The 20,305-nt window shown below is 37.7% G+C and carries 17 protein-coding genes; 1 reads left to right on the top strand and 16 read right to left on the bottom strand.

The features are described 5' to 3' along the window. Positions 1–63: 63 nt before the first annotated feature. The 16 genes from AC27E9_RS18090 to AC27E9_RS18015 form a co-directional block, all read right to left on the bottom strand. Entirely contained in the window at positions 64–1,485 is a 1,422-nt protein-coding gene (locus AC27E9_RS18090) for an alanine/glycine:cation symporter family protein (RefSeq protein WP_487132628.1), read from the bottom strand. Between the two features lie 178 nt (positions 1,486–1,663). Continuing rightward, on the bottom strand, positions 1,664–4,192 hold the full coding sequence (locus AC27E9_RS18085; RefSeq protein WP_487132626.1) for a PAS domain-containing sensor histidine kinase: 2,529 nt from the start codon (positions 4,190–4,192) through the stop codon (positions 1,664–1,666). Beyond that, positions 4,189–5,355: a response regulator gene (locus AC27E9_RS18080; RefSeq protein WP_487132624.1), complete on the bottom strand. Its 1,167-nt coding sequence runs from the start codon at positions 5,353–5,355 to the stop codon at positions 4,189–4,191. The genes AC27E9_RS18085 and AC27E9_RS18080 overlap by 4 nt, the downstream gene beginning before the upstream one ends. Positions 5,356–5,420: 65 nt before the next feature. Further along, on the bottom strand, positions 5,421–6,335 hold the full coding sequence (locus tag AC27E9_RS18075) for a GGDEF domain-containing response regulator (protein WP_487132622.1): 915 nt from the start codon (positions 6,333–6,335) through the stop codon (positions 5,421–5,423). Positions 6,336–6,356: 21 nt separating this feature from the next. Beyond that, positions 6,357–8,093, bottom strand: coding sequence for a SpoIIE family protein phosphatase (locus tag AC27E9_RS18070; protein WP_487132620.1), 1,737 nt, complete (start codon positions 8,091–8,093; stop codon positions 6,357–6,359). 3 nt (positions 8,094–8,096) lie between these two features. Continuing rightward, complete coding sequence (locus AC27E9_RS18065) at positions 8,097–8,405, bottom strand: STAS domain-containing protein (protein WP_487132619.1); 309 nt, start codon at positions 8,403–8,405, stop codon at positions 8,097–8,099. Between the two features lie 55 nt (positions 8,406–8,460). Continuing rightward, positions 8,461–9,639 (bottom strand): methyl-accepting chemotaxis protein, encoded by a 1,179-nt coding sequence (locus AC27E9_RS18060; protein WP_487132617.1) that lies wholly within the window; start codon positions 9,637–9,639, stop codon positions 8,461–8,463. Further along, positions 9,629–10,714 carry a protein-glutamate methylesterase/protein-glutamine glutaminase gene (locus AC27E9_RS18055; RefSeq protein WP_487132615.1) on the bottom strand — a complete coding sequence of 362 codons (1,086 nt, stop codon included), beginning with the start codon at positions 10,712–10,714 and terminating at the stop codon, positions 9,629–9,631. The genes AC27E9_RS18060 and AC27E9_RS18055 overlap by 11 nt, the downstream gene beginning before the upstream one ends. Before the next feature lie 14 nt (positions 10,715–10,728). Next, entirely contained in the window at positions 10,729–11,388 is a 660-nt protein-coding gene (gene cheD / locus AC27E9_RS18050) for a chemoreceptor glutamine deamidase CheD (RefSeq protein ID WP_487132676.1), read from the bottom strand. Positions 11,389–11,414: 26 nt separating this feature from the next. After that, entirely contained in the window at positions 11,415–12,263 is an 849-nt protein-coding gene (locus AC27E9_RS18045; protein WP_487132613.1) for a CheR family methyltransferase, read from the bottom strand. 6 nt (positions 12,264–12,269) lie between these two features. Then, positions 12,270–15,284 (bottom strand): PAS domain-containing protein, encoded by a 3,015-nt coding sequence (locus tag AC27E9_RS18040; protein WP_487132611.1) that lies wholly within the window; start codon positions 15,282–15,284, stop codon positions 12,270–12,272. A gap of 26 nt (positions 15,285–15,310) precedes the next feature. After that, complete coding sequence (locus AC27E9_RS18035) at positions 15,311–15,814, bottom strand: chemotaxis protein CheW (protein WP_487132609.1); 504 nt, start codon at positions 15,812–15,814, stop codon at positions 15,311–15,313. A 13-nt stretch (positions 15,815–15,827) separates the two neighbouring features. Next, positions 15,828–16,352, bottom strand: coding sequence for a chemotaxis protein CheW (locus AC27E9_RS18030; protein ID WP_487132607.1), 525 nt, complete (start codon positions 16,350–16,352; stop codon positions 15,828–15,830). Then, positions 16,352–18,499: a chemotaxis protein CheA gene (locus AC27E9_RS18025; protein ID WP_487132605.1), complete on the bottom strand. Its 2,148-nt coding sequence runs from the start codon at positions 18,497–18,499 to the stop codon at positions 16,352–16,354. The genes AC27E9_RS18030 and AC27E9_RS18025 overlap by 1 nt, the downstream gene beginning before the upstream one ends. 5 nt (positions 18,500–18,504) lie before the next feature. Beyond that, positions 18,505–18,867: a response regulator gene (locus AC27E9_RS18020; protein ID WP_487132604.1), complete on the bottom strand. Its 363-nt coding sequence runs from the start codon at positions 18,865–18,867 to the stop codon at positions 18,505–18,507. A gap of 35 nt (positions 18,868–18,902) precedes the next feature. Next, entirely contained in the window at positions 18,903–19,178 is a 276-nt protein-coding gene (locus AC27E9_RS18015; protein ID WP_487132602.1) for an STAS domain-containing protein, read from the bottom strand. Between the two features lie 261 nt (positions 19,179–19,439). Here AC27E9_RS18015 and AC27E9_RS18010 point away from each other — a divergent pair, with 261 nt between their 5' ends. Further along, entirely contained in the window at positions 19,440–20,270 is an 831-nt protein-coding gene (locus AC27E9_RS18010) for a tetratricopeptide repeat protein (protein WP_487132601.1), read from the top strand. The last annotated feature ends 35 nt before the right edge of the window (positions 20,271–20,305 follow it).

Genomic DNA, 20,305 nt, shown 5'->3' with positions numbered 1-20,305 from the left:
CCCCAAAATATTAAGGCGCGGATTATAGCAGCTTTGTTAACACTTGTTGGTATTAAAATAACACTACTTATTATTCCAAATACCTTTAGTCAAATTAAAGCGTTGTTGTTCGGCATTATCTGGCTGGTAGCGCGGTAATTCGCCATTATCATGTTGTTGATGATAATCTTTAGCAATAGTAATAACGACTTTTGAAAGTAAAAATAGTGCAGTAACATTAAAAATTGTCATTAATCCAGTTGATAAATCTGCTAAGGCGATTACTTCCGGCAAAGTAGCAACAGAGCCAAACACTAACATTAATAAAAAGCCAATACGTAAAAACCACCGCCCCAGCAAATTATCCATATTCAAATATTTCAGATTATTATCAGCGTAAGCAAAATTAGCAACGATAGAAGTGAATGCAAACAACAAAATTGCAATAGTAATAAAATCACTTCCCCATGATCCCACTTGATAGGCTAACGCTTGTTGCGTCAGCTGAATTCCTTGTGCTTCACTACCAGTATCCTTGAATAATAAAATCAATATTGCCGTGCATGAACAAATAACAATGGTATCAAAAAATACCGCTAACATTTGAATATAACCCTGTGATACTGGGTGCGGAGGGAAAGGCTCAGCCGCAGCCGCAGCATTAGGTGAGCTGCCCATACCTGCCTCATTCGAATATAAGCCTCGCTTAACACCTTGTACTATCGCAGCACCTACTAAGCCACTACCAGCTTCTTTTAAACCAAAAGCTGAGGCAAAAATATTACTAATAACCGCTGGAATTTTTTCAATATTAAGAAAAATTACGCTGATACAAACAAGTAAATAAAGTAGGCCCATAAAAGGCACGGTCAATTCTGCAAATCGAGCAATGTTTTTTAAGCCGCCAAAAACAATAAAACCTGCCGCTAGGGTAATAACTATGCCGGTATAAAGTGGATTAAAACCGTATGAGCCATTAAAAGCGTCAGTAATTGAGTTAGCTTGTACTGCGCTGAAGACAAAGCCATAACCAAAAAATAAACACAATGAAAACGTTACTGCCAATTTTTTATTATTTAAACCCTTGCTCATATAATAGGCTGGGCCACCACGAAAATTGCCATTACTGTCACGCTCTTTATAAAGTTGACCTAAAGCGCTTTCGGCAAATGCAGTGGCCATGCCAACCAAAGCAATTAACCACATCCAGAATACAGCACCCGCACCACCTAATGATATGGCGACTGCAACGCCCATCAAATTCCCCGTGCCAACACGGGCGGCTAACGACGTACAAAGCGCCTGAAATGAAGAAATACCTTGGCTTGAGCTTTTTCGACTAGATTTCAAGATGCTGAACATATGGAAAAAACGACGAATTTGTAGCCCTTTTAGTCGAATGGTAAACCAGATACCACAGGCACTGAGCAGATAAATTAAAATACTGCCCCATAAATAACCGTTAACCGTTCCTATCCATACTTCAATAAAGCTCGGCTCAACCACATTGTTCTCCAAAGATATTATTATTTTTATAAAAGAGCACGCAGCTTAACAAAAAAATTCGAGGGATAAATGGCTTAATTGATTAAATGGCCTATTTTCATTGAGAAAGAACGAAATAAATTGCAATTCAGTATGTAAAACCTCATCGGTGCCTTATTTAAATCGGCATATAAAGCAGCTAATACTGCTCAACTAAAAAGTTACAAAGCTCTTTTGAATTAAATGGTTTGCGTAATACTGGGTATGGCCATTGATTGTCTTCTTCTGCTATATAACCACTAATGGAATAAATACTAATATCTGGAAACTTTGCTTTAACAAGATCCACTGCTTCCCTGCCTGAAACATCTGGTAAAATCATGTCAGTAATAAAAATATCAAACTTTTCGTCACTCGCTAATTTTTTCAAAAGCATGGCTTTATCTGTAACATGGCTAGCAAAAACCCCTTCACTTTCAAGGTAAATAGAAATAAATTCAGCAATACTTTCTTCGTCATCGAGGATCAGCGCTCGCTTACCTGGCATATGTAACTTAGCTTTATGCTCCGCTCCCACTAAACTTAAATGTGGAGCACCATTACATTTAAATACTAAAGTGAAATGCGCACCACCAAGCTCTCCCTTACCTTCAACTTGTATCTGACCATTGTGTTTATATATGGTGCTGTACACATTAGCTAAGCCAATACCATTACCTTTGTTAACAGATTTACTGCTGTAAAAAGGGTCAAATATTTTTGAAATATTTTCTTGCTCGATACCTATACCACTATCTTGAACATGAATTTCTAAACGATTCTCCGATAATAAATTCGCGGAAATATGAATTTTACCAATCAGGCCTTGCTCTTGAATTGCATCTTGCGAATTAAGCACTAAATTCAATAGAATGTTAATAAACTCCCCCTGAGGGAATTTTATTGCGCAGTTAACTTTGCTAATGTCTAAAGTAAAATCAATTGTGGGTAACAATAATTGTTTAAATAAATATTGGTTTTCTGTAATTTCTTTCATCGGGTCGAATTCAATAACTTTTACTGTAGGTTTACGCGTAAAGGCTAACAAACGCTCGGTGACACTTTTACCTTTATCTATGGCATTTTTAACTCGTTCAATATAGCCATGAATATCTCGCTCCCCTTGATTAAACCTAAGCTCCAACATTTCAGTTGCCCCGAGAGCTACACCTAAAACATTATTGATATCGTGAGAAACATTACCAAATGTATTTCCGAGCAATGCTAGCCTATTACTAATAATTTGTTGTTGATCTTTACGAAACTTTTCAGTGATGTCTTCAACAATCCAAATATAAACCCCTTCATCCCGCTCATAAGTTATAGATAAATCAAAAACAGAATTATATTTATCAAAACTAATGCTATTTTTCTTAATCTGGCCTTGTGCCTTTGCCATACGTTTATAGCTAATATAATCAGTAATACTAAAATTAATATAATTAAACAAAACTGAGTTTTCGCCATGATTTTGTGGCGAAAGATCTTGATAAACCACGTTGTCATTTTCATCAATAAAGAAAATTGGCACCTTAATAGTGTTATTAACTAGTGCTAATAGTTTAAGCTTCTCAATGATTTCTTCAGATTTTGTGATATCGCGACAAATACCAAAAATACCAGTAACCTCACCATTATAATCAATTTCTACCTCCGCTAATACTTCAACTTTCACTTGTTGTCCGGAAAGATTCTTAATGATACTTTTGAGATAAAATCCTTGTTTTAGCTTTATGGCTTGCGCCATTTTATCTCGAATTATTGGCTGTTGCTCTTCAATATAGTGGCTTAAAGCACTGTGGACATCAGGTTTATAACTACCAGGATCTAGACCATGAATATGATAAATACCGGTTGACCAAAACAACTCCTCTGAAAAAATATCGTATCGCCAATGCCCCGAGTGCATCAGTTCTTCCGCTAGTACTAGGTAATTGTTTTTTTCTTTTAGACGTTCAACTAACTGATAATTTTCTGTAATATCTTTAACCGAACCAAACATTTTATGTGGTTTATTATCTTTATACGTAAACACTTTTCCAACAATGCATAACCATTTCGTTATGCCAAATTTAGTTTTAATAGGAAACGTCATATTTACGCAAGGTGTGCGTCCATTAAGATGTTCACTAAACATAGCGTATATATTTTTCAAAACATCTTTCGTTACGAGTTCTTTACCTAATGTTGCTGAACCGGTGAATGCTTCTTCGCCGTAATCTAAAATTGCCATCATATGCGCCGAATAGAACATAATCTTCTTTTCAATGTTCCATTCCCAAAACGCCTCTTCAATACTACTGAGTACCTGTTTTACATCTTTGGTTGAAGGGTCATGATTAAAGCTTGCGGCTTCTAAATACTCAGTTAGAAATACCGCATAACCATATTCCTGCTTAGTAATACGTATAGTACAAGGTATTGATTGCTCTGATTGGTTAAGTAGCAAAATATGCTGAGGGTGGGTAACAATATTACTGCCATGAGCATGCGACTGGCGATTAGACAAATGCTGCTTAGCAAGTACTTCAGGAAGTAGAAGCTCAACAGGCTCACCAATTAACTGCTCAACGCTATAACCCGACAAACAGGCCAATTGCGCATTACAATCAACAATAACACCGTCAAAGTCAGTACATAATACGGCAAACGGAATATTGGCTAAGCTAATGTTTTCAGCTGCAATCAAAATAATTCATCCTCTTCTTCAAGCTCAAGACTCTCTTCCTCTTTCTGCAAATTAAGAGACTTAAGTTCATCAACACTTTGTAGAGCACTATCGAGTAGCTCCCCAACTTCAAGGAAATTGATATCATCTTGCGTATGTCGTTTTAATGCTTTATGGACTAAATCAGTTAAGTATTCTTCTTGCTCAAAGCTCATATCTAATATGTGAAAACTCTGACCAATATTAGTGACAATTTCATTCATAACTTCTTGTTGATGGTGCTTTGAAATCGCTAACATTTTTTTTGTTTGGATAACCGCTTGCTGAATTTTGTCTTGTACCGTTATTAATGAATTTTGATAACTAATAAAAGCAATTCTGGCACCTACACATTCAATGACAGAAGCGAGTGCATCAATATAAATATCGGTATCTATAGTGCCATCTTCGAGGTTTAAAATTAAAATTGATACTAAGTCATGATTGAAAATAGTTCGTGCGCCAAATCGATATAAACGAGGCTTTATTTTTAGCAGCTTCATAACGTCGATTTCGACCGGCGAACAAACACCATTTTTAGAACTATAAAAACAATTTTCACCACTGATAGGGTAAAAACCAATACAGCCTTGTAAGTTCATGCTATAGAGATAAGAAAACACTTCATCTCTTATTTTTTCTAGCGTAAAGCATTGGTTTAGTTTTGAAGTCAGCTGCATACAGCTGCCATATTTTGATGCTTGCGCCATCGAAATATTAATTACTCGATCTTTCGACTGTAATTCGCTTTCGAATGAATGCATTTTCTCCTGATATTCAATTAAACGTTTCAATTTATTAATCAGGGCAAGCAATGAAATAGGTTTAGCTAAAAAGTCATCGGCACCACATTCTAGCCCTTTTAAAATAGCATCTTCCGTGGCTAGTCCTGAATATAGAACAAAAGATCGCGCAACATTATCGCCACTCACTTGTTGCTTAATCCAATCTGAGCCTTTTTCATTACCGATATTTTCATCGACCAAGGCAATATCAAAATAATCCGTACCAACGTTTTCGATTATATTGCTAACATCTGCAAGGTTGCTTGCGCAATGTACGATAAAGTCCAGCTCTAAAGCCTCATTTAAAAGCTCCAAATAGGTGTGGTCATCATCAATGATTAATACATTTGGCTTAGACATAGTTATTATCCCTGTTAAATATTTCCCTTCAAAAATCTGTACGCTAAAGTTTCAATACATAAACGCTATGCAGCATCAAATACCGCATATTGATTCCTTTTATTAGCCTTAGCTTGATATAGCGCTAAATCAGCCTGCTCAATAAGCTCATTAATATTCTTGGCACCCAAATTTGTCGATGAAACACCAATACTGACCGAAACATACGGTAATACTGTTGAGTATTTATGTTCAATTTTTTCAGCGAGCAATGCATTAATAATTTCTTGTGCTTTAAAACGGGCGCCAGCAATTGGCGTATAAGGCAGAGCAATAATAAACTCTTCACCACCGTAACGGCCGATAATATCTGTTGAATGATCGAGTGCGAAATTAAAAACATTAGCGACTTGTGCTAAACATTGGTCTCCTTGTTGATGACCATAGTTGTCGTTATAGAACTTAAAACAATCAATATCTAACATTAAAAGTGAAAACTCTGCATCGTCTTCAATGTTTTTCTCCCAAGCAATATTGAGCATATTGTCGAGCCCACGACGATTAAGCAGTTGTGTTAATGGGTCAATACTACTGAGCTCTTCCAACTGTTTATTAGCTCGCTGTAATGCCGATTTCATTTGAGAGATTCTTGCCATAGCCCTAACTTTAGCTGCTAAAACTACTTGTTTTACCGGCTTAGTTAAATAGTCATCACCGCCTGCATCAATCCCCTTGGCTAAATAGTTTTCACTGTCATTTGCACTAAGAAAAATTATTGGCATCCATTCTTGATATTTTGAACGAATAATTTTGGTTAATTCAAAACCATTCATTTCAGGCATTTCAATATCCATTAATATTAAGTCAATATTGTTATTTTCTAATATTGCTAATGCTTCTAAATGCCCGCTGGCGCATACCGCCTTAAAACCACTATCTTCAATCATGGCAATAATTATTTGCCTTTGGTAACTACTATCATCAATAACTAAAATATCCAAAATAACTCCTAAAAAAGTTGGCTAATTAGCCCAAAGGTAGGTCGACTCAACTGTTCGACCACCATCAAAATACTGCAAACTTTCTGCTAACTTCTCTACCAACTCAATTCCCCTGCCACAAAGCTGAACATCTGAAGCTAAAGCATCAGGTTTATTTTTTCTGGCACTTTCTATATCAAAACCCGTACCGCTATCGCTCATGTTAATTTTAAGGCGACCGCCTTTGGGTAATGGAAAATACTCAATGGCAATTTCAATGAACCCTGATGTTAATGACTTCAAACGCACTTCTCTTTCATGATAATACTCAGTGAATCCATCGGGGCGTTTTTTTAGTTCAGAGCTTAAAGCCAAGACCCCATGCTCTAATGCATTGGTATACAGTTCAGTTAATATTGTTTGTAAACTTAACCAGTGTTCACCATTACCTTCAATTTCATGAATATGATTCATAACAATAGGAATCGGATTCACTGCTGCTAACCGTTCACCGGTTAGTGATAATTGCCATTGCCAGGCCGGCGAGGAGGCAAGGAAAAGACTGGTTTTGTTTTCGTCAGACAAGCCATCATCAATGCTACTAGCTTTTTGATAGCTTTGTTGCCATCCAAAACAAGGAATATCAACTAAAGATATGTCATCCTCTTGCTCCATACCTTGACAAAAAGCTTCAACACTCGCGCCTACACTTTCAGAAATATTACCTTTAGTGATACCTATTTTTACCGCTTTTTCAAAACGTTGGTAATCATACATTTGGTCAAGCTTATTCCGCGCTTCAACAATACCATCGCTGATTAATATCACTCGATCTAAATCCTGTACGGAAATGACCGTCATTTTGGTTTCAGGTAATAAAGTATCAATCACTCCCATCGGTGGGTGACTCGAAGGTATTTTATGCTTGATTTCACCTTGTTCAGAAAACACATAGGCATCAGGAAGGCCGGCATTTATTATATGGATTGAACTCTCATGAGAGGAAACTGTGACAAAAGTTGCGGCTAAAAAAAGATCAGCTGGTAATAAATGATAAAGCTGAGTATTAATTTGGCTAATAATATCAAGCAGTGAAAAGCCTTTTCGGGTCATTGCTCGAAACGTTTCCGCCAGTGGTACAGCGCCGATTGATGAACGTAGACCATGGCCAGTAAAATCCCCTAGCAAAACATTCACATCACCATTAGGGCACAGTGCACTTAATTGTATATCGCCACTAAATAGTGCTGCTGCTTTTTTTAGAATGCCAATTCTATCTAGGCCAAAATTTCTTGCCTCGATAACATCTGACATTAATTTTTCGGCAATTTCTACATCAGTATCTTGTACTTGCTGCAATAGTTTCACTTGTCCGTACAAGTCACTAATACGTTGAATTGATTTTATTTTTGCTTTAAAAACTTGGGAAGAAAACGGGCGAACCAAAATGCCATCACCACCGGCTTCAATACTTTCAATGTAGGCATGCTCACTACTGTCATTGGTAACAAATATAAGCGGGCATAAGCTGTATTTATCAGAGCATTGTTTGATCTTTCGTGCGGCTTGATAACCATCCATCACCGGCATATTAATATCCATTAACACTAAGTCTGGCTGGTATTTAATGTATTTTTCAACACCAGCCAGGCCATTATTAGCAGAGATAACTTTATAGCCTTGCTCAACCAGCAAATGATTTAAAACATCACGTTGTAAATCAGAGTCATCAACAATCAACGCTAATTTCACATCTAAATTAATAGCAGCTGGTTCCATTGCCTATGCCTCAATAGTCAGCAAGCGATGAAATTGAGCAATCTCTAATATTTTATTCACCGTTTCATTAGGCTTTTGGATGACTATTTGGTTTGCGCTTTTTTCTGCATGATCTTTTAATAGCAAAATCATCCCTAACGCGGAACTATCCATATAAGTTGTTTTTGATAAATCCAAGTTAATCACTACATTAGTGCCCTGAAAATCAACATAGGCGTCTCGAAAATTTTGATGAAGAGAGAAATCAAACTTGCCATCAATCATGATGGATAATTCGCTACCGTCATTGGTGATAAACTTTTCTACTGTCATAATTAATCCTTAAAATTATTCGCTTAAATTACCCTACTCTCGCTTAACACAAACACTAAAATAGTTCGACTTCTCCAGCATCCATGTTTATTTGGCTTACACTACGCCGTGTATCACGTTCTTTCGTTTCATCAATAATCTTATGACACTGCTTTTGCAGCTGCATTAATTGCTCAGTTAAGCACTCTGGCTTAACCTTAATATCATCTAATAGTTGATTTAATAATGTCACCGCAGCTAAGTTACTTTTAATGGAAGTTAACGTTTGACTAGTCATATCTTCAAACTGTAATGAACGAACCGCGTTTGCAACATGAGTCGATATTTGTGGTGTAATCAACGACAGTTTTTGAATAACGCGGCTGCTATCAAGACTAGCGTTCCCCATCAAATCAATCATTTCTGTCACTTTATCTTTTGCTTTAAGGGTGGGCGTCATATCTGCGGATGCCATTGCCTCAACTGATGCTCGTAATTGGCTAATAATACTTTGTACACCAGAAATTTTTTCACGAATGTCTTCATTTAATCCGGTAGAGTTAATCGACAACTCTCTAACTTCATTGGCTACTACGGCAAACCCTCGGCCACTTTCTCCCGCCCGAGCAGCTTCAATAGCGGCATTGAGTGCCAGCAAATTTGTTTGATTGGCAAGGTTTTCTACTTGCCCAAGTAAAGAAAATATACTGTCAAATTGGCTGATCATGTCATCGGTATACGACAAGGTTTCTAAGCTTTTTTTACTTGTATTAACAATAACTTCTACAAAGTCATGCAATGTTTGATTAGTTTGGTGAATAAACAACTCTATTGCTGAGTCTTCTTGCTCTTCCGAGCTAATAACACTTGATAGCACTTGGTTAATTAACGTTTGCTGTGACTCACATAAAGCTTGTAAGCTTTTAAAACTCGTAGAAATATCACCAACCGCGTCTCCAACAAAGCTATTGGCACGATTCACTTCATTCTCAACAATGACCACTTGCTTAGACAGCAAACTGCTAATCTTCTGAAAACTTAACTCTACTTGTTGAATATCGTCCGAACTAACAGCACAACCAGACAGCTTTAAGTTATCCCTTGTTTCTCGCTGACGTAATTGCCAAACAAAAATACTTAGCACCACTAATATCAAGACAGCAGAGAAGTAATTTACCGAAACAACCAGCGATTCAACTAAAAGCATACAGGTGGCGATAATTCCTAGCAGTACTAGCACTTTATCAATCTTCATAAGCTTTCTCTTTTATCATATCCCAGCCCTGATTAGCGTGCTTTAATAGGGATTGAGTAATACTAGCTAATGGTAGCTCTTGTCGATGAGCATTTAATTTGTGGGCATAACCAGGCATCCCCCAAACTAGACTTGAATCTTTATCTTGAATAATAGTCATAGCTCCGCGTTCTTTTAGGCCTAGTAACCCATTCGCGCCGTCTTGCCCCATACCAGTTAAAATAACGGCTTGAACATTAGCTGCTAACGGTTGTAAAGAATTAAAAAGCACATCAACGGCTGGTTTATGACGGTTTACAGGTGCCGTATCTTCTAGAATACAAAATAACCCACTCAGTTTAGATCCCACTTTTAAATGCTTACTGCCGGGCGCTATATAAACGTGGCCATCTTTAATTTGTTCACCATGAGTCGCTTCTTGCACAGTCACCTGCGAGTTTTTATTCATACGCTCAGCGAATCGTGCGCTAAATAAACTAGGAATATGAAGAGCTATAACAATTGCAGGAGCATTCGAGGGCAGCGTAATAAGTAAACTTTTTATCGCATCAGTTCCTCCAGTAGAAGCGCCAATCGCTATTAAGTGATTACTGCGGCGGCAGCCTTTAAATTGATTAATTTCTACCTGGCGATTAGCAACCACACGCTGATTACTGGTGAAATTTGTATTTCTAACACTTGCCGCATAACTTATTTTTTCAACTAAAAGTTGCTTGAACTGCTCTTTTTGGCCAGTTAAGTCTTCAAAACTTGGTTTAGCAATAAAGTCTATCGCACCAAGTTCAAGTGCTTTAAAGGTTGTATCTGCGCCTTTAGTTGTTAATGTCGATAACATAACAACTGGCATTGGCCTAAGTCGCATTAAATTACTTAGAAATGTAATACCGTCCATTTTTGGCATTTCAACATCAAGTGTTAAAACATCAGGGTTTAATTGCTTAATGAGTGTTCGAGCAACAAGAGGATCTTTTGCTTCACCAACAACTTCAATCGTCTCGACATCACGCAAAACTTCTTTAATAATGCTCCTGATCACTGAAGAGTCATCAATAATAAGTACTGTGATTTTTTCCATGTCACACCCGTCCTTTAAAATAGCTCTATCTCACCGTCACTGGCTATATCTTGCAGCTGACTTTGATAATCACTTTCCCTTCTCGTTATCGTATCATTATGCAAATGGTCGATAACTTTGACTAATGCTCGGCCTGATTGAGGCTCGAATATCACCTTGCGAGGGTGAATTGAACCTAAATCTGAACTAATCAACGGGATATTTTCATCCTCTAAATAACCTAGAACAAAGTTAATATTACGAGCACCAATATCCGACATATTTTCCAATACCCGAGCCCCACCAAATGCTTTTGCTTTAAGGTTATGTCTTTGGCCGCCATTTTTTAAAATTAAATTAATTAAATATTCCATGGCAAAATTTCCATAGCGAGTTGCATCTGAATGCATTCCTCGCTGTCCCCAATCAACTTCGTGTGCCTCTTTATTCGTTAGCGGCAACATAAAGTGATTCATGCCACCAATATTTTTTTCATCATCCCAAATACATGCGGAGACACATGACCCCAAAGTAGTTGCAATGGGAATGTATTCTTTAGAAACATAAAATTCTCCAGGGAGAATTTTTGCCACTACCGCCCCTCTTTGACTGTCCCAATAGTGATTAATATGAGCAAACTCTGCTAAGCATTGCGCCTTAAAATGCTCTACATCTGCGCTTTTAGTTTTGATCAGCAATATTAATCATCCTTGATTCTTTACTAAAATGGTTTGCGAAACATGGTTCTTCCAACATTTTCAAAATATTGTTGATAAGACCCTAAATTCTCACTATGCCCTAAGATCAACAAGCCACCGGGGGCAAGCATATGGTAATAATGTTCAAATAAATTAATTTGTGTTTGTTTATCAAAATAAATAATGACATTACGACAAAAAATAATGTCAAATGGTCCTTGCATTGGCCATGGAGCAAGTAAATTTAACTGCTTAAATCGAATACAATTTTGCAGCGAACTATTTACTTTCACCTGCTCTTTTGACGAACCAAGACCACGCTTAAAATATTTATTTTTTAGGTATTGCGGAATATCAGCAACACTTTCCAGTGGATAAATACCTGCTTTGCCTTGCGCAAGTACATTGCTATCAATGTCGGTTGCAAGAATTTTAGCATCCCAATGAGAGCAATCATCAGCCAGCGCTTCTTGTAACGTTATCGCAATACTATAAGGCTCTTCACCAGTTGAGCTTGCCGAAGACCATATTCGAATACGTTTATTCGTATTATTGCGACTTAATAATCGAGGCAACTCAGTTTTACTCAAAAAATCAAAGTGGTGCTGCTCTCTAAAAAAACTAGTTAAATTAGTTGTTATTGCATTAATGAAATAACGTTCTTCCTGTTCAGGTTTTGCTTTTAACAACTTACAATAGGCTGAAAAACTTGGCAATTTTCGCTCGCGAACAATACGAGTAAGTCGCCGATATACCATTTCCCGCTTCGCCTCATTCAACACAATGCCAGCACAATCATAAGCAAACTGGCAAATATAATTAAACTCGCTCGTCGTTAAACTAACCGCTTCATCTCGCTGCTGCACGATCATAATGCGTTAAAACTCTTCCCATTCCTGGTCACTATTGACGACGTTAGCATTTAACCGTTCTCTATATACTGGACGAGCGGGCTCTTCAACAGCTGACAATCTTGGCTTTGTACGGTAGCCTCTTTCAGCTTGGCTTGTGGCTCTGGTATGGCCACGCCTAGTAGTAGTTTCAATTTCCTGTTCTTGAGTAAAAAATGCTATTTGTTCGAGTAGATTTTGCGCTTGCTCTTCCATTGATTTACTTGATGCCGCAGCTTCTTCGACTAAGGCTGCATTTTGCTGAGTCATTTCATCCATTTGACTAACTGCCGCACCAACTTCACCAATGCCCGCCGCTTGCTCTTTACCTGCACTATCAATATCACCAATCATCTTACCAACTTCACCAATGGCGCTGGCAAGTTCAGCAAAAGTTTTACCGGTTTCATCAACCAATTTAGTCCCTTGCCCAACAGCTTCGACACTGTCGTTTATTAAACCTTTAATCTCTTTAGCTGCACCGGCAGAGCGCTGTGCTAAATTGCGCACTTCAGCGGCAACAACCGCAAAGCCACGTCCTTGCTCTCCAGCTCTAGCCGCTTCAACCGCAGCATTAAGTGCTAATAAATTAGTTTGGAAGGCAATCTCATCAATCACGCTAATGATGTCAGCTATTTTTTTGCTCGACTTATTAATATCACTCATAGCTGAAATTGCATTTTGTACAACATCGCCACCATTACTGGCTTTGTCCATAACCGTTGACGACAACTTGCTCGCTTCCGTAGCGTTTTCAGCATTTTGTTGCACGGTACTGGTTAACTCTTCCATTGCCGACGCCGTTTCTTCTAATGATGAAGCTTGCGATTCCGTGCGATGGCTGAGCTCATTATTGCCTTGTGCTATCTCACGAGAAGAGTCGAAAACATTGGTAGAGGCACTGCGAATATCACCCACCATTTCGTTTAATACGCCGATGAATTCGTTAATTGAATCACCAATAATACTAAACTCACCAACTAAGTCAGTTTCGATACTGCGCGACAGGTCCCCTTGCGACATAGTGATCAAAATATCTTTTATTTCTGCAATGGCTTCTTTGCGACCAGTAATATCAGTGGCATATTTAACCACTTTAAAAGTATTGCCATTAAGGTCAAGAATTGGATTATACGACGCTTGAATCCAAACCTCTTTACCTCCTTTACCTAAACGCTTGTACTCTCCGCTGTCGTACTCTCCACGATTTAATTTGTCCCAAAACTGTTGATATTCAAGATTATTTTTATCCGATGGTTCAACAAATATACTATGATGCTGGCCTTGAATTTCAGCTAAGGTGTAGCCCACCGCATTTAGGAAGTTATCATTAGCAGTAATAATGGTACCGTCCATATTAAATTCGATAACCGCTTGTGATTTACCAATGGCATTTATTTGTCCAGAAAAGTCTGCATTACGTAATTTTTGCTTGGTAACATCAGATGCAAACTTAACCACTTTCAATGGTTTGTTATTTAAATCAAAAATTGGGTTATAAGACGCTTGTATCCAAATTTCCTTGCCGCCTTTACCTAAGCGTTTGTATTCACGCGCTTCATGCTCACCACGATTTAAACTTTCCCAAAACTGTTTATATTCGTTACTCACTTTAAACTCTGGCTCAACAAACATACTATGATGTTGGCCTTGAATTTCTTCTAGTGTATAACCAACGGTATTTAGAAAATTATCATTGGCAGTGATAATGGTGCCGTCCATATTAAATTCGATCACAGCTTGTGACTTGCCAATTGCTTTGATTTGACCAGAAAAGTTAGCATTGCGTAACTTTTGTTGTGTTACATCAGTGGCAAACTTAACCACTTTCATAGGCTTGCCATTTAAATCAAGAATTGGGTTATAGGAAGCTTGTATCCAAATTTCTTTGCCGCCCTTGCCTAATCGCTTATATTCCTTAGTTTCATATTCACCGCGGTTTAAGCTGTCCCAAAATAATTTATATTCTGCACTTATTTTGAATTCCGGCTCAACAAACATGCTGTGGTGTTGTCCTTGAATTTCCTCAAGGGTGTAGCCCACTGTTGCTAAGAAGTTTTCATTGGCAGTCATAATGGTGCCGTCCATATTGAACTCAATCACTGCTTGAGACTTACTAATAGCAGCAATTTGTCCTTGAAAATTAGCTCTACGTAATTTTTCTTTGGTGACATCTGTGGCAAATTTAACCACTTTCACCACATTATTATTGTTATCTAAAATAGGATTATATGACGCATGTATCCATACTTCCTTGCCACCTTTACCAATGCGCTTATATTCTTTCGACTCATACTTACCGTTATTTAAGCTCTGCCAAAACTCTCGATATTCATCACTATTTTCGACTCCCTGTTCGACAAACATGCTATGATGTCGACCTTGAACTTCTTCTAGCGAATAGCCGACCGTTTGTAAAAAATTATCATTGGCGGTGATAATTGTGCCATCGGGGTTGAATTCAATAATTGCCTGAACTTTATCAATAGCGTTCAATTTCGCTACCATGTCTGCGATTTGCAAATCGTTATCTTGCACCGCTGAAACGTCATTACTTTGGCTCATTGTCGTAAAATTCCCTGTCGATTGAATATGTTCAAATAAATGTTTAGGTAGTGCTGACTCTACTAGTGGTTCAGTTAAATGTTGTATGACAGCTATCCAAGCGCGCTTTAGGGCAAATGGAAAGTTGTCTTTATTAAACTCAATTAACGCATCAATAAATGCCTGAACTACACTTGTTTGCAGATTAACTAAGTCCTGATTAATTGCCTTTACACTATTTTTTACTGCATTCTTTTTCACTGCCGTTAAGTTGGGTATTTGCTGATTAAGCATATCGATAACACAGCGTTTATCCGTTTTTGCTTTCGTTATTAATACACTTTTAAAGTTCGGCTGTGCGATAAATAAATGTTGATAAAAAAGTGCATTAACCTGCGATAATTCGTTTTGTAACTCTTGCCAGTGCGCTTGTACTAAACCGATTTGTTTTGGTGTCATGGTAAATTAACTCCAATATTTTCTTGTTAAACCGCAACTGCATTTGTTTCAGTTGAAGGTGTTTCAGCAGGTTTAATCACTTGATAAAGTTCATTTTGTTCAAGCAACGAGTTACTGTTGAGTAAAATAATTAATTTTTCATCAACAGACGCTAAACCTTCTAAAAAACAACTATCAATTTGCTGGCCAAACGCCGGAGGCTTACGAATATTTTCCGACGAAAACTTATAAACCTCAGAAACTGCATCAACAACTATGCCCACAACCATTGGATTTGTGCTATCGGGGCTACGTAAGATTATGGTAACGGTTTGCTCGTTATACGGCAGTGGCGCTATCCCAAAGCGTTGACGAAGATCGATGATGGGAATAATAACGCCACGTAAGTTTATCACCCCTTTAATATATTCTGGTTTATTCGGTAATTCCGTAACTGAACTCCACACCCGAAGCTCTTGAACAGATAAAATATCAATGCCAAATTCTTCACCGTTAAGGATAAAAGTCAGGTATTCTTTTTCTCGTTTCATACTGATATCCCTACTAGTTTGATTGATGCTGTTCAATAACTTGCAATGCCAAAACATCAAGCAGGGTGACCACTTTATCACCCACATTTACCATGCCAGCAATATAATGCTGAGCTAGAGTTCCTCCAAAGGCGGGCGTTGCCTTAATATCATCTTCTTCTGCGTTTAATACGTCTGATACCGCATCAACTACAAAGCCCATTGTGCGATACTTGTTATGGTGCTGAGCCTTTAGTACCATGACAACCGTTGTTTTGCTGTAGTGGGCTTTACCAATACCAAATTTAATTCGCAAATCAATAATAGGTACAATCACACCCCTCATATTAATTACACCTTTGACAAAAGACGGAGCATTAGGGATATGGGTAGGTTGTTCCCAGCTTCTTATTTCTTCTACCGATAAAATATCAACAGCATATTGTTCAAGGCCTAATGAGAATGTTAGGTATTGTTCTCCGCTTGAAATAAAGTCTAACCCTTCAAGTGCGTACTCTCCTTCAACCGGAATTTCATCGACCAGCGCTTGGATATCCATTAGTGCACAACCTCTTCTGCCATTACATTAACTTGCTGTTGTTTTTTTGCCTGCTTTAAAGCCATGGTTATCATGCTTGGCACATCTAAAATCATCGCTACCGAGCCATCACCTAAAATAGTTGCGCCAGAAACACCTTCAACTTGCTGATAATTATCGTTAAGACTTTTTACTACCACTTGCTGCTGAGCAAGTAAGTCATCAACCATTAGCCCCACTTTTTGGCCGTCAGCTTCAACTACAACAAGCAAAGCATTTTTAATTTCTTTGTTTTGAGCGGGAATATTAAACAGTTGATAAATAGGAATAACAGGCACGTTATCTTCTCTAAGTCGATATAGCACCATATCACCTGAGGTACGATTTATTTGACTTGCTTGTACTTGTAAAGATTCAACAATAGTAATGAGTGGAATAATATAAACTTCGCGTCCAACTTTGACTAATTGGCCGTCTAAAATAGCAAGAGTTAGTGGTAAAAAGACTTTAAAATTACTGCCTTTACCTAAGCTAGATTCTATCTGTATTCTTCCGCCTAACGATTGAATATTTCGCTTAACAACATCCATTCCGACGCCACGCCCCGAAATATCGCTGAGTTCTTTAGCTGTAGAAAAGCCCGGTTCAAATAATAAATCGTAGACTTGGTTATCGGTCAAACTAATAGATTCATCAACAAGGCCTTTTTCAATGGCTTTTGTTAGCACAGCGTCTCGGTCAATTCCGCCACCGTCATCTTTAATTTCAATGACGATGCTGCCACCTTGATGGTAGGCATCAAGTGTTACTGTGCCTTTTTCAGGTTTACCATTAGCAATTCTAATTTCTGTAGCTTCAATACCGTGATCCACAGCATTTCGAACGAGATGCACAAGCGGGTCGCCTATTTGCTCCATCACAGTTTTATCTAATTCTGTTTGCTCACCACTGATCACTAACTCTATTTCTTTATTCATTTTGCGCGATAAATCATGAATCAAGCGCGGAAAACGATTAAAAGCAAAACTTATTGGCAGCATACGTATACGCATTACGCTTTCTTGTAGCTCTTTCGTGTTCTGCAATAACTGCTCTAATCCAGAATTTAAGCGAGCAACTTTTGATAATTCAAAATCATTACCTAATTCAGACAGCATAGATTGAGTAATAACAAGTTCACCAACTAAGTTGATCAAGCTATCAACTTTATCAACACCAACCCGAATAGAACCTGACTCAACTTTGGCTTTATTGGCGACATTACCTCTGGCAGGTTTAAGCTTTTTCGCTGTTTTTTCAGTCGCTTGTTCTGTTATTTTTTCGTTGTTTATCGCTTCAACGTTGTCCTTACTGGGCTCAATATCCGTGGCAATTACATTTTTGCTTTCACTTTCGTCATCAGCTTTATCTGTGTTAACTACAGCGGCTTCTGCTTGACTAATGGTTAACTGACATTCATCTTCAACCCATTCAAAAATTTCAGTAATATCTTCATAGTTAGCATTAGTCAAAAGCTCTATTTGCCAAGAAATGTAAAGCTCAGTAGCATCAAATTCCGTTAAACTTGGGATACCATTACAATCTGCTTGCAATGAAACTGAGCCCAATTCTCTTAACGCATTTAACAATAGCAGCGGATCATTACCAGTTTGCACTAAATGGTGTTCAGGAATAAAACTAATTAACCAACGAGACTGCCCTGATGGACTGTGCGTATCTATTGTTGCTTCTTCAATACTATCAGCACCGCCAGTGTCTATTACTGCGACTTCTTGTTTGGGATTTTCATTATTTAATGTCGCAGTTAATAACGTTGATGTTGCAATGACTTTACTATCGTCATACTCAGTTTCATCACGAATAGCTTCAATCAGCAATCGCATACAATCGACTGAATCAAGTAGTATCTCAACATCTTTTTGCACCACGTCTCTGCGACCATCACGCATTTCATCAAGTAGTGTTTCTACCAAATGAGTAAATTCTGTGACGTGGTTAAAGCCAAACGTACCTGCTCCCCCTTTTATAGAGTGCGCGGCCCGAAAAATAGCATTAATACTTTCATCATCGCCGGGCGCTAAATTTAGTAAGCTTGCTTCCATTAGCTCAATGCCTTCGAAGCTCTCTTCTAAAAACGTTGGAATAAATTGAGACAGGTCAATACTCATATTAATTACCGCACGACACGTTTAATGGTGGCTAATAATTTATCAGGATTAAAAGGTTTCACTAACCAGCCTGTAGCCCCAGCAGCCTTACCTCGTTGTTTCATATCAGTTGAGCTTTCAGTGGTTAACATTAAAATTGGGGTGTATTGAAAACTGGTTAACTTTCTTAACTCTTGGCACAGTGTAATGCCATCCATATTGGGCATATTCACATCCGTTATTACTAGATCAAATGTGCCCGACTTTGCTTTCGATAAGCCTTCTTGACCATCACAAGCTTCTACAGTTTGATAACCAGAGCTTTTCAAGGTAAAGCTGACCATATCGCGTATCGAATTAGAGTCATCGACTACTAAAATTTTTGACATTTTAATTCCTTTGCAAATGTTAAAAACTACAAAACCTAAGCAGCAAAGTATTGCTGTAAAATTGCATCTTCAAGCCCTAATTGCTCAAAGCTTTGTTTAATTATTTTTGAGGTAGATTGCCAAATCAATTGTTTATTTTGGGCGGCAATATAAATAACACTGGCAAGAATAAGCTGTGCGCCTAAAGTGTCGATTCGTTCAACAGCGCTGTCGTCGAATTCAACTGTATCAGTATTTTTGATTTCATTTAGAAGTTCAGTGCGACATGCTTCTACTTGCACTATTGTTAACTGAGGAGGAAATTTATACATGCTTATCCTTAGCAATTAAGATTGTTCTTCTTGAACCTGTGTACCATTTAAAGATATGACATCAAAATTATTTTGCAAGTATTAACGTAAAAAAAACATTATTTTTTTATAATTTACAACTTGTTACCTTTTAAGATAGCGGATTTACTATTTAATTTTGAAATGTTAACTCTGCTAAGATAAGCTAGAAAAGCCGTTGTAGTACTATAATAAAACTTACGATTGGTCGTGATAAATTGATTAATAAACAAGGAATGTTTTATGTCAGATAGCAAGAGAAAAGCACCAAGCCAAATATTTACTTGGTTTGAAAAAATGAAGGAAAATTACGATAAAAGTGTGTTAACGATTATCCAACGATTCGAACAAAACAATCACAAGCAGCAAAATCGTATAGATGAAGCACATAAAAGCCATATCAACATCATGCATGAACAACATGCAAATCAAATAGCGCAACTCATTAGCCAGTTAGATAAAAAAGAGCAAGAAATTTCCTATTTCAAACAACAAATTGCTCTACAACAACAAACAATCAGCCAATTAAATAATAAATACGATAAAGTGACGATGGAGTTTATTGCTTCCTCACAAGCGTCAAATACCTATAAAGACATTTTTGACGATAATGGCTTTATTAATATTGAAAATATTTCCTTAAATAAATCGATAAACGAAACTCTCTCTCCAGCGACTCAGCCGTTAGCGCCAGACGTTAAAGCTCAAGACGATGAATCACCATTTTACTCACCCGACACTGAGCAAGACTTGGAGCTTGAGGAAAGCTATCAACAAGCTCTACAAATGCGCAAAGATAATGATAAACAATCGGCATTTAACATTTTTAAAAAAGCAGCAACATTGGGACATGTGCAAGCTATGGGAGCCCTAGGACGAGCATACTTTCTAGCAGAAGGAGTAGAAGAAAACCCTATTCAGGGTTTAGCTTGGTTAATTAATGCCGCTAATTTAGGGTTGCCTCAAGCAATTAGACGCGTAGAGCACTTTAGGAGCAATGAACCTAAACTTTACCAAGAAGCAATGTTACTCGCCCAAGAGTTAGCTAGCGAATGTTTAGCGGCATTAGTATAAACGTTAGTACCTTAATTTTCAGGTACTAACGAATA

This window comes from Colwellia meonggei (assembly GCF_057537295.1).
This window is presented reverse-complemented; position numbering and strand designations above follow the sequence as displayed.

What these genes read in the sequence shown, in the direction of transcription:
- AC27E9_RS18060 (WP_487132617.1), bottom strand. Translation starts at nt 9,639, where the DNA reads ATGAAGATTGATAAAGTGCTAGTACTGCTAGGAATTATCGCCACCTGT.
- AC27E9_RS18035 (WP_487132609.1), bottom strand. Translation starts at nt 15,814, where the DNA reads ATGAAACGAGAAAAAGAATACCTGACTTTTATCCTTAACGGTGAAGAA.
- AC27E9_RS18080 (WP_487132624.1), bottom strand. Translation starts at nt 5,355, where the DNA reads ATGTCTAAGCCAAATGTATTAATCATTGATGATGACCACACCTATTTG.
- AC27E9_RS18070 (WP_487132620.1), bottom strand. Translation starts at nt 8,093, where the DNA reads ATGGAACCAGCTGCTATTAATTTAGATGTGAAATTAGCGTTGATTGTT.
- AC27E9_RS18045 (WP_487132613.1), bottom strand. Translation starts at nt 12,263, where the DNA reads ATGATCGTGCAGCAGCGAGATGAAGCGGTTAGTTTAACGACGAGCGAG.
- AC27E9_RS18020 (WP_487132604.1), bottom strand. Translation starts at nt 18,867, where the DNA reads ATGTCAAAAATTTTAGTAGTCGATGACTCTAATTCGATACGCGATATG.
- AC27E9_RS18065 (WP_487132619.1), bottom strand. Translation starts at nt 8,405, where the DNA reads ATGACAGTAGAAAAGTTTATCACCAATGACGGTAGCGAATTATCCATC.
- AC27E9_RS18025 (WP_487132605.1), bottom strand. Translation starts at nt 18,499, where the DNA reads ATGAGTATTGACCTGTCTCAATTTATTCCAACGTTTTTAGAAGAGAGC.
- AC27E9_RS18030 (WP_487132607.1), bottom strand. Translation starts at nt 16,352, where the DNA reads ATGGATATCCAAGCGCTGGTCGATGAAATTCCGGTTGAAGGAGAGTAC.
- AC27E9_RS18015 (WP_487132602.1), bottom strand. Translation starts at nt 19,178, where the DNA reads ATGTATAAATTTCCTCCTCAGTTAACAATAGTGCAAGTAGAAGCATGT.
- AC27E9_RS18040 (WP_487132611.1), bottom strand. Translation starts at nt 15,284, where the DNA reads ATGACACCAAAACAAATCGGTTTAGTACAAGCGCACTGGCAAGAGTTA.
- AC27E9_RS18055 (WP_487132615.1), bottom strand. Translation starts at nt 10,714, where the DNA reads ATGGAAAAAATCACAGTACTTATTATTGATGACTCTTCAGTGATCAGG.
- AC27E9_RS18010 (WP_487132601.1), top strand. Translation starts at nt 19,440, where the DNA reads ATGTCAGATAGCAAGAGAAAAGCACCAAGCCAAATATTTACTTGGTTT.